A 9701-nucleotide genomic window follows, 5' to 3' on the forward strand; every position below is an offset into this window, starting at 1 on the left:
CCTCTATTCCTAAGGGGACTATAACCAATCAAAAAAGGATAGATCCAGCTGCTTATTTGCTTATCTATCCCGCCATTATTCAATTACAACCCATTGTTTCTCCCGATAATGCCAATGGTCAAATACTGTTTATTTTCTTGAAAATCCCATGGCCAGTATCGAAGGGTTAATTCGCTTTTATCCAATTTTTCAATAAACGTTTTTACCCCTATCAAGGCTGCCCCATATCCAACGTTCGAGGCCAATGCAAAGATGGTATTCAGCCCTTCGTTAATGGTATCCATATACTCAGGTTCGATTTTTAAGATATCAGTCCATGTAATACAGAATCCATTTTGCTTGGTACATTTAGATATAGAGTGATTCACTGTACGAACGATCTCATCCCTTACATCCAAAATTCCATTCTTCATCTCTTCTGCATCTTTTTTCTGATAGTGGTTTGCATGATCGGAAAAAAGCTCCATGGCCCAATTATAAAATAGTTGAGTATAAATGGCGGAAGTTGCCACGATATCAAAATCATTATAATAATTAGAAAAAACACGTTCAGAAAGCTGACCTAACCGATTCTCGGTATCCTTTAAGTACCGAATAATTCCCTTTGCCGTTTCACCACGATTCAGCATGGAAGATAGGTGGTGATCAAAATCCACTTTATCGAGGCCTGTTACATCAATTTCAATAAGTTGAATTTTCTCCCGGGTCCGTTCAGGCAAATTTGCCGTACCCTTTTCCATACTTTCCATATCAATATCAAATAGGTATATGGAGTTGCATTTAGTTGCCAGATACTCTATATCCAAATCATCGCAATTGCCTGCTCCGACGATAGCCACTTTATCTACGAACGCTTTTTTCGAAAAAACGGCATCGAATAAACCTGTAACTTGTATACGATGCTGTTTCCACCGTAACTTTCTGTATTCATCCCGATTATGGTTCATTTTTCTTTGATAGGTTTCCAAGTCAATCTCTCCCTTTAGGGTACTGAGGATTTATTTATTGTAACAAAGTATCCCGATCTTTTGGAGGGCAGGTAACTTAGATTTCGCACTGGGGAAAAGATAGGCTCAATTTCCATAGTAAAATGAGTGATAATGATGTTAGAATAATATGGGAATTGTTTTAAAGTAGCAGTCATTACAGGAGGGTGTTCCTTGAGCAAAACAAAGAAGATTTTACTTACTTTATTAGGTGTTTTTCAATCATCTTGGTCGGTGTTGTGATCCTTTTGTTTTCATTCACACAGAGCATGAAAGCAGATCCCGATGAAGAAAAGAAAGTCCGGGATAAAGCTGAAAGATACTTAGAGGAAACTTTTGATGAAGGAACCGAAATATATGATGTCCTATACGACAATATGGGAAACCGGGGCTATTTTGAATACGCAGCTAAAGTGAAACATGAAAAATATGGTACGCATTTTCTTGTTTTCTTTAATGATGAAACAGGGGAAATGGAGGATACATTCCTATCTGATAAATGGCAAGATGATGCAGAGAAGGCAATCAGGCCATATGTTGAAAAAGAACTGGGTGACGTGTTGATATCCAAGGAAATGGAAAATATTGCAGAAAGCGAAGATTGGGAGAAGATTCAAGAAGAAATAGGCGATTATAATCAATTACTCTTGGTCTTTGATGAGGGGATCGGTAAAGAATTGAACATTGATCCGAATAAGCCAGCCAGCTATAAAGATTACGAAGTTTCCCCTACCATCCGGATTACCCTTTCACGTAAGAAACAGGATGCAGATGAAGACCGCTTTAACGAAATGATCAATGGCCTTAAAAAAGATAAAGTTCTTGAACATGGAAATATGATTGTAGAATATATTAGTACCAATGGTGTGCCACTTGAAGATGAGGAATGGCATAAAAGATTTTAAAACCAACATATAGTTTAACAGGAAGGTAAAGGGCAGCCGCTCTTTACCTTTTTTGTATATGTGAAACAAACCCCTCAAAATGGCACTTTCCTCTAGTAATCTATCCTATTTTTTGTAATGAATCGTTTCTCGCGGTTAACCACATTAGAGAAAAAGTTCTTTATTCTCACGTCAAAAAAATTTTTTTAATATAAAAATGAAAAATCCTTCCATGCATTTTAGGTGAAACCGCTCATTTTGATGAATAAATGTAACCAGTATAATATATTCAATATCTTCAGAATCTTCCTTCGGCCACCGATTCCGATTGGTAACGCTATCACTTCCATTCCTGGAATAAAAATCTTAACAATCGCAGATTTCAAAGGAATTCAGCCAATCCCCTTCATACCCCACACGGTAATGTATCCTATTCATAAATAATCAATAATAGGAATTTTAACCCAGGACTTTTACCCTTTTTTCAATCGTATAAATATTCAAAAAAATGTCGAGTTGAGTCATCTATCCTTTTACCCTTATACTAGGGTAGAAAAATCGAAGGAGGAATTACATATGAAAAAGGAAATTTCAATCATTGGTGTGCCAATGGATCTTGGTCAAACTAGAAGAGGAGTGGATATGGGGCCAAGTGCCATCAGATATGCAGGATTAAGTGAAAGACTTGAAAACATTGGCTATACTGTCCGTGATGAAGGTGATATTAAAGTAGAAATACAGGAAAGAGCACAAAGTGATAGTGACACAAATTTAAAGAATCTGCAGGATGTAGCAGAAGGTAATGAAAAATTGAGTCAAAAAGTGGATGAAGTCATCCAAGCAAATCGTTTTCCTTTAGTTTTAGGAGGAGATCACAGCATTGCTATCGGGACATTAGCCGGTTTAGCGAAGCATACTGAAAACTTAGGGGTAATATGGTATGATGCACATGGGGATTTAAATACTGCCGAAACTTCCCCATCAGGAAACATACACGGTATGTCCCTAGCCGTAAGTTTGGGTCTTGGCCACCCTGCACTGACTAACATCGGCGGATATTCTCCAAAGGTCAAACCAGAGAACATTGTCATCATTGGTGCCCGTTCTTTAGACCAAGGTGAGAAAGAGTTAATCAGGGAAAAAGGAATTAAAGTCTATACGATGCATGAGATTGATAGAATGGGTATGACAAAAGTGATGGAAGAATCGATCGCCTATCTGAAAGAACGTACGGATCTTGTACATTTATCACTTGACCTTGATGGTCTTGATCCAGATGATGCACCTGGGGTCGGTACACCTGTAATGGGAGGCATTAGTTACCGTGAAAGCCATCTTGCCATGGAAATGCTGGCTGAAGCTAATATCATTACATCGGCAGAGTTTGTTGAGATAAACCCAATATTGGACGAGCATAATAAAACGGCTGAAGTTGCTGTCGCATTAATGGGCTCATTGCTTGGGGAAAAATTACTTTATGGAGCGGAAGAACATATCACTCCTGATTTATTGGCTCAAGTTAAATAATCGGACACTTTGTTTTTGATAGAAAGATAGAGAGTTCTTTAAAGTGATACTCCATAGGAAAAAGCCCATACTTCGTTTATGAGCTTCTTCCTCCATTGGCGGATGATCGATTTGAATCAATTTACATCCCTAGTTTCCTGACGCTTGGCTTCTCTTTCTTTATTAAGCGGCGCTTTCGAAATTAATTCTGCATAGGTACCTATGTTCCTTGAATCATGCTTCTTTAATGCAGAAGTAATCTCCTTTCGGAGGGAATTCGACATCATCTAAGAATCAGATTCTAAGCTATTAGACTTGTAAGAACACAAATTCCCTAAAAACGTCCCAACATAAATGAAACCGTTTGCACCCATCAGGTAAAGGAGTTTTTCAATGAAAACAGCAGAAAATCAACCAAATGAATTAAAACGGAGCATGAAAGCAAGACATTTATTTATGATTTCAATAGGGGGATGTATTGGTACGGGCTTTTTCATCGGTTCGGGCTATACCATTCATGAAGCAGGAGCTTTCGGCGCTATCCTCTCTTACATAGTCGGCGGCTTCATCATGTATTTAACGATGCTATGTCTAGGTGAACTATCCGTTGCGATGCCTGTTTCCGGTTCGTTTCAGACATATGCGACAAAGTTCATCGGTCCTGGCACCGGGTTTGCCATTGGATGGCTTTACTGGTTAGGTTGGGCAGTTACAGTTGCCTTGGAGTTTCTGGCGGCAGGCCAGCTTATGCAAAGATGGTTCCCTGAATCACCCGTTTGGATGTGGTGTGCAATCTTTGCTTTTCTCATCTTTTCACTAAACGCCTTATCAGCAAAGGCATTTGGCGAATCGGAATTTGTTTTTTCCAGCATAAAAGTATTGGCCATCATTCTGTTCATCATCGTTGGCGGTGCTGCTATGTTTGGTTTGATTGATATGAAAGGTGGACAAGAGACACCATTTTTCTCAAACTTTTTCGCTGAGGGTCTTTTTCCTAATGGGATATCGGCCCTGCTCATCACAATGATTACAGTGAACTTTTCCTTCCAGGGCACAGAGTTAATCGGAATTGCCGCTGGAGAAAGTGAAAACCCGGAAAAGGTCATACCAAAATCCATCAAACAAACGGTGTGGAGAACCCTCTTCTTCTTTGTTCTTTCGGTCACTGTACTTTCGGCGATGATTCCAAGGGAAAAAGCAGGTATCTCAGAAAGTCCATTCGTTGTTGTACTGGATAGTATCGGGGTTCCGTATGCAGCTGACATCATGAACTTCATCATTCTTACAGCACTATTGTCAGTGGCGAACTCCGGCCTTTATGCTGCGACACGTATGCTCTACTCGCTTTCAAGGGAAGGCATGGCAAGTCCGAAACTCGGTTTGGTTAATAAGAGAGGAATTCCGCTTAATGCCCTGCTCATCACACTGGCGATTGCCGGTTTGTCTTTACTTTCTAGTGTAGTGGCTGCAGACACAGTATTTGTCTTTCTTCTCTCCCTTGCAGGATTAGGTGCACAAATTGGCTGGATTGCCATATCTGCTAGTCTTCTTGCTTTTAGAAGATCATATACCCGCCAAGGTGGAAAGATAGAAAATCTGAAATTCAAAGTTCCGCTATACCCATTCATCCCCATTCTTGCTTTAGCAACAAACTGCATCGTCATGATCAGTTTAGCATTTGTTCCTGAGCAGCGAATGGCCCTGTATTGCGGGGGAACATTCTTCCTTGGATGTTATGCGGTTTATCACTTTAGAGTGAAGAAAAACAAGACCATAGAAACGCCTAAGCAGGAAGTTGAATTAAATGCCGGTAAAAAAATGGTCATTTAATCCAGAACGCTGCGAAGTATAGTAAGTGGTGAAAAGCGATTTTTACAATCCATCAAGATTGCTTTTCAAAGAAGAAATACCCTGGATGTTTACACACCCAGGGTATTTCTTTTATTTAGTCACCATTCCTGCCAGCTACCCAATGGTAAACCGCTTTCCAGCTTTTTTAGTTCCCCTAACCACCCCTGTATATAAATAGGAAGTTAAATTTCAAGCTCCATCTGGGCAATAAAAACCAAATATCAAAACAAAAAAAATCATCTTAATCGATGATTTTATATTGTGCAAATTCCTTTAATTTAGGCAGGATTGGCTCTAAAATTTCCTTGGCTATGTAATCGGTGTCCAATCCAATGAAGCGTTCACTTTCCATGTCGACAGATCTCGCATTTTCCGGGTCATCACAAAAAATAAACGATATGATTCCGTTATCCTCCGTCATATCTACATATTTAAATGTAATGTCATGTTTCGTAAGACAACTTTCAAACGCAATGCACAATTCATCTATATTTGATTGACTAATAGATGTGAATTTCATATTGATCATCCCCTCTGCTAAAGGATAGCAAAATAAAGCTTGAATTTCAAAGCGAAATTCGTGTCCCACTCTTATGTTCTTCTGACACTTTCGACAAAGGAAACATGGCAACAAAAAAGCCCTCGATTGGAATATCACCGTATGAAGCCTTTTGATAAATGTCATGGCTAATGATTTTCCCATTAGAAATGATTGTAACCAAATCGATTCATTCCATTTCCCGAGCTTACCCTTATTTAATTTTTTATCTTTCAACAGCGATTAATAAGGATTGCCATAGGCATAATCGCATTTTGTATAGCCGTGATCTGCAGTTCCTCATGAATATTCCATGGCATGTCTCATATCTTTATACAAACACCTTGTTAGGAGTGGACCAACATGAAATCTTTTTATAAAGGAACGCTCATCTTGATTGTCGCAGCGTTTTTTGGTGAATGTATCGAATTTTTAGTGAACATGCTCCTAGCCAGGGAATTACACGAAGAGGGCATGGGGCTTTATATGTCCATATTGCCAATTTTCTTTTTGATATATGTGATCGCCAGCCTTGAATTACATATTTCCATCTCAAAATTCGTTGCGGAAAATAAACAGACCATGCATTATAATCTTATCATTCATGCACTTAAGATGGCTGCAGTCGTCGTATTGGTAATGTGTGTAGTCATGCCTTTCATACTTTCCTTCTCATCCATAATGGACAAATACCATCCCTATATTAAATGGCTGCTCATCACACTGATCCCAATAGTTGCCTTTTCGTCGATTGCAAGAGGCTATTTCATGGGTGTCCAGCAAATGGGGAAGATTGCCTTTTCCAACTTTTTAAAAGATATCATTCAATTCGGCTTGCTTTTCCTCATCTTTAACTTATTTCATTTTAACCAGGAAAAGTCATTATTGATGGCCTTTTTTGTTTTGATTGGCAGTGAGTTCCTCGTTTTTCTTTACTTGATCAACCTTTTGATTCTTCAAATGCGGATCATGAGGCGCGGTACGAACTCACGGACAACCGGTAAACTTGCACGGCAAAAGTTATTGGCGGTTTCTCTGCCCACCATGGGGTTAAGGATCTTTCATGCGATAACAAATGCCATCCAACCTTTTTTGATCCACACTGCCCTTCTCTCGGCAGGATTCGGTGCGGTAGTGGCTACAGAGCATTTTGGGATGCTTACTGGAGTTGCAATGACGATCGGCTTCTTTCCAGCCTTTATCGCGCATTCCTTAATGATCATGCTCATTCCGAATGTTTCGAATGCATACAAGAGGCAGGATAAAGAAAAATTGAGGGTTTTATTGCAAAAATCGATGTCTTTCACCGTATTGTATGGAGTTCCGGCCGTGTTTTTCATTTATTTCTTTGCGGAACCTTTGACCTCCCTCTTTTTTTCTTCAACTTCAGCCGCATACTATTTAAAATTATTATGTCCTTACTTCCTTTTTCATTTTTTTGTCATTCCCATGCAAGCCTATCTCATCGGCCTCGGTTTAGTGAAAGATGCTTTCATCCATACCGTATGGTCCCATATTGTTGCCTTTTTAATGATGTATATCCTAGGGTCACAGGCTTCTCTTAATATGGGAGGAATCATTTTAGGAATGAACACTGGTGCGGTATTATTAACCTTCATGCACTACTTGACCATTTGCAAAAAAATCGGCATAAGCATCTTACTGACGAAATCAAGATCGATATCGATAAAGTGAAGCCAAAAAAGCAAGTTCCGCACGGCAAAAATCTTGCTGTTATTGGTTTATAAAGATTTAGATTAAAAATATTGAGCCTTTCCCTGTACATATCACCTTCGTTACTGTATATTTCAACATACTTGGGTAATAATCAAGTAAAATGGTTTAAACTAACCATACAATAGTAATGGAGTGATTTCATGAGTAAAGCTAAGGCTAAGAGCGGAACGGGTAAAGGTACGGGCACTGGAACGGGCAAGAAGGGCTGGAATCGTTGGAAAACAAGTGCCAACAAGAAAAAAAGCGCCAAACCATATGTTAGTAAAGGCGTCAAGCATTCCAGTGATTCAAAAACATCCAGTCACTCTACAGGTGACAAGACAGAAAAATAATTGCTTGTCCTACAATCCATACAAAACATACAACATTTATGTTTGTTCCATATTCTCATACAGGGTGTTAAGAGATCTGTATGAGAGAAATGGGTCTTATAGATATAAACCACTAACAATATCCAAATGAGGCATAAGAGTACGGCTATTATACATACCATCAAAAAAGACACTCCAAAACCCGGCAGTGTCTTTTCATTTTTTTTATTTTTTTCTTTTTTATCTAATTTGGCTTTTGGGTTTGATAGCATTGATTTTTTTCGGGGAAAACTCTGTACGGAAGCCGTTAGTGGCTTTTTTAACAGAGTTTGTAACTGAATGTATCGCTTCACCAACGTCCTGAGCAGAATCCAATAATGGTTCAACCGTTTTCATTTTAGCTTTTACATCGTCGGTGATTTCATTTGCAGTTTGCAATAGTTGTTTCGATTCGCCGGATAAATCKTGGATGGTATTTCGCACCTCAACCAATGTGTGATTGGCTTCCCCTATTGTGACCATTCCCTTTTGAAGTGTACTTATCAAAAATACGACCAACCAAATGAAGGCTAAAGCGATTGCAGCCACACTATATTGAATAATCAAGATAAAGCTCCCCCTCTGAATTAAATGGTAGACACGATTGCTTATAATAGGTTAGTGAATCCCGGGGTGCCTGTTTTTAAAGATAAATGATGATTCTATTTGAGTTTTATTTGAACCCCCCCAGCTTTAGTTCGAGTTGAAGGAGCTGACGGTGTGGATAAATCCTTGGGGCGGCCTTCCAAACTGGCTTCTTTCATGGTATTGGTTACATTATGAATCATTTCCCCAACATCTTGAGCGGATTCCAGCAATGGATCTACATTTTCCATCTTCCCTTTTACATCCGCAGTAATTTGATTGGCAGAGTGGATCAGTTGTTTGGACTCTTGCGTCAATCCATGGACGGCATTTCTTACCTCTTCCAGTGTCTTATTTGTCTCTTCGAGCGTTCCCATTCCTTTACGCAGCGTCTGGTTGACATTATATATCAAATACACGACGGCTCCGGAGACACTGGCAACACTTAATTTAATGAACATTTTCATATATCCACTCCTTTCATTTAAATTTATGCATTGTCCCTTTCATTCATTCCCTATAGTCCATTACTTGTCCGATCAGTTTTAAAGAACCATTTACCTTTCCCCAAATGAAGTTTAAAGGGTAGTTTAATGGATAATAGTAAGGGCGTGTAATCATTGTTACGACGCATGCTTAAAAGAAGAACATGTAAACATGATGATGGTATGCATTCGCTTGGATCGGGAATGTGCAGATACTTGCTCTTTTTTAGCACAGGCGATAGGGAGAGGAACCCCGTTTATTTCAGGGTTGGCTAAAGTTTGTGTCAAGATTTGTGAAAGCTGCGGAAATGAATGCAAAAAACACGATCATGAACAGTGTCAAAAATGTGCCGAGGCTTGTTTGTGATGCGCGAATGCAGAAAAATAGTCGCTTGATGTAAGGATAGCATTAGCTTTTCCTTTCAGATTATCGATGAAAATCGAGGTTGTCCATTTTTATGGCTTKTACAATTTGGACGTTGATTGAAACGTAAGGCTCGCTTTCGGCGGGCGGTCGGCCCTCGGCTTYCGCCTGCGGGGTCTCCCCTAGACGCGCTTTTCTAAGCAGGAGTCTCGTACACCCGCTCCAATCAACTTTGTCTTACCTTTTAGATAGAACACTGTTGCCTGGAGTGAGTTTTGTTTTAAGTATTAAAACCTGAGGTGATGAGGATGCCTTCTAAACATGATTCTATTCAGCGAGATCAACTTGAATTGATTACTTTAGATCAACTGGTGCCACCGAACCATTTGGTTCGTAAAATGGAGGCTGCCATTAA

At 39.4% G+C, this 9701-nt stretch carries 11 protein-coding genes; 6 read left to right on the plus strand and 5 right to left on the minus strand.

The window, feature by feature from the left end:
• Window positions 1-83 precede the first annotated feature (83 nt).
• Window positions 84-968 (minus strand): hypothetical protein, encoded by an 885-nt coding sequence (locus AC1DVB_RS22780; protein ID WP_477591085.1) that lies wholly within the window; start codon window positions 966-968, stop codon window positions 84-86.
• A 185-nt stretch (window positions 969-1153) separates the two neighbouring features.
• Between AC1DVB_RS22780 and AC1DVB_RS22785 the strand changes: the two genes are divergently transcribed.
• Window positions 1154-1891 (plus strand): hypothetical protein, encoded by a 738-nt coding sequence (locus AC1DVB_RS22785; RefSeq protein WP_328097532.1) that lies wholly within the window; start codon window positions 1154-1156, stop codon window positions 1889-1891.
• Between the two features lie 218 nt (window positions 1892-2109).
• On the opposite strand, the gene AC1DVB_RS22790 is transcribed toward AC1DVB_RS22785, so the two are convergent.
• Window positions 2110-2256: a hypothetical protein gene (locus AC1DVB_RS22790; protein ID WP_249599533.1), complete on the minus strand. Its 147-nt coding sequence runs from the start codon at window positions 2254-2256 to the stop codon at window positions 2110-2112.
• Between the two features lie 190 nt (window positions 2257-2446).
• Here AC1DVB_RS22790 and rocF point away from each other — a divergent pair, with 190 nt between their 5' ends.
• Together rocF and AC1DVB_RS22800 are read left to right on the plus strand one after the other, a co-directional pair.
• Window positions 2447-3397 carry an arginase gene (rocF, locus tag AC1DVB_RS22795; RefSeq protein WP_034312048.1) on the plus strand — a complete coding sequence of 317 codons (951 nt, stop codon included), beginning with the start codon at window positions 2447-2449 and terminating at the stop codon, window positions 3395-3397.
• 372 nt (window positions 3398-3769) lie between these two features.
• Window positions 3770-5206, plus strand: coding sequence for an amino acid permease (locus AC1DVB_RS22800; protein WP_057277697.1), 1437 nt, complete (start codon window positions 3770-3772; stop codon window positions 5204-5206).
• A gap of 262 nt (window positions 5207-5468) precedes the next feature.
• On the opposite strand, the gene AC1DVB_RS22805 is transcribed toward AC1DVB_RS22800, so the two are convergent.
• Window positions 5469-5747, minus strand: coding sequence for a hypothetical protein (locus AC1DVB_RS22805; protein WP_133346176.1), 279 nt, complete (start codon window positions 5745-5747; stop codon window positions 5469-5471).
• 381 nt (window positions 5748-6128) lie between these two features.
• Between AC1DVB_RS22805 and AC1DVB_RS22810 the strand changes: the two genes are divergently transcribed.
• Both AC1DVB_RS22810 and AC1DVB_RS22815 read left to right on the plus strand, forming a co-directional pair.
• The gene (locus AC1DVB_RS22810) at window positions 6129-7460 is read left to right on the plus strand and encodes an oligosaccharide flippase family protein (RefSeq protein ID WP_057277698.1); all 1332 of its coding nucleotides are present in this window, start codon (window positions 6129-6131) and stop codon (window positions 7458-7460) included.
• 182 nt (window positions 7461-7642) lie between these two features.
• A complete protein-coding gene (locus tag AC1DVB_RS22815) occupies window positions 7643-7834 on the plus strand; it encodes a DUF3934 family protein (RefSeq protein ID WP_057277699.1) in 192 nt (63 codons plus the stop codon).
• A 219-nt stretch (window positions 7835-8053) separates the two neighbouring features.
• Here the strand turns inward: AC1DVB_RS22815 and AC1DVB_RS22820 are convergent, their stop codons facing one another.
• A complete protein-coding gene (locus AC1DVB_RS22820; RefSeq protein WP_477591089.1) occupies window positions 8054-8419 on the minus strand; it encodes a DUF948 domain-containing protein in 366 nt (121 codons plus the stop codon).
• A gap of 95 nt (window positions 8420-8514) precedes the next feature.
• Window positions 8515-8904 (minus strand): DUF948 domain-containing protein, encoded by a 390-nt coding sequence (locus AC1DVB_RS22825; RefSeq protein WP_054395906.1) that lies wholly within the window; start codon window positions 8902-8904, stop codon window positions 8515-8517.
• 130 nt (window positions 8905-9034) lie between these two features.
• Here AC1DVB_RS22825 and AC1DVB_RS22830 point away from each other — a divergent pair, with 130 nt between their 5' ends.
• The gene (locus AC1DVB_RS22830; RefSeq protein ID WP_454862002.1) at window positions 9035-9289 is read left to right on the plus strand and encodes a four-helix bundle copper-binding protein; all 255 of its coding nucleotides are present in this window, start codon (window positions 9035-9037) and stop codon (window positions 9287-9289) included.
• Window positions 9290-9701 lie beyond the last annotated feature (412 nt).

Source organism: Peribacillus sp. P4_D6 (genome assembly GCF_056401795.1).

What these genes read in the sequence shown, in the direction of transcription:
- AC1DVB_RS22800 (WP_057277697.1), top strand. Translation starts at nt 3,770, where the DNA reads ATGAAAACAGCAGAAAATCAACCAAATGAATTAAAACGGAGCATGAAA.
- AC1DVB_RS22805 (WP_133346176.1), bottom strand. Translation starts at nt 5,747, where the DNA reads ATGAAATTCACATCTATTAGTCAATCAAATATAGATGAATTGTGCATT.
- AC1DVB_RS22825 (WP_054395906.1), bottom strand. Translation starts at nt 8,904, where the DNA reads ATGAAAATGTTCATTAAATTAAGTGTTGCCAGTGTCTCCGGAGCCGTC.
- AC1DVB_RS22815 (WP_057277699.1), top strand. Translation starts at nt 7,643, where the DNA reads ATGAGTAAAGCTAAGGCTAAGAGCGGAACGGGTAAAGGTACGGGCACT.
- AC1DVB_RS22810 (WP_057277698.1), top strand. Translation starts at nt 6,129, where the DNA reads ATGAAATCTTTTTATAAAGGAACGCTCATCTTGATTGTCGCAGCGTTT.
- rocF (WP_034312048.1), top strand. Translation starts at nt 2,447, where the DNA reads ATGAAAAAGGAAATTTCAATCATTGGTGTGCCAATGGATCTTGGTCAA.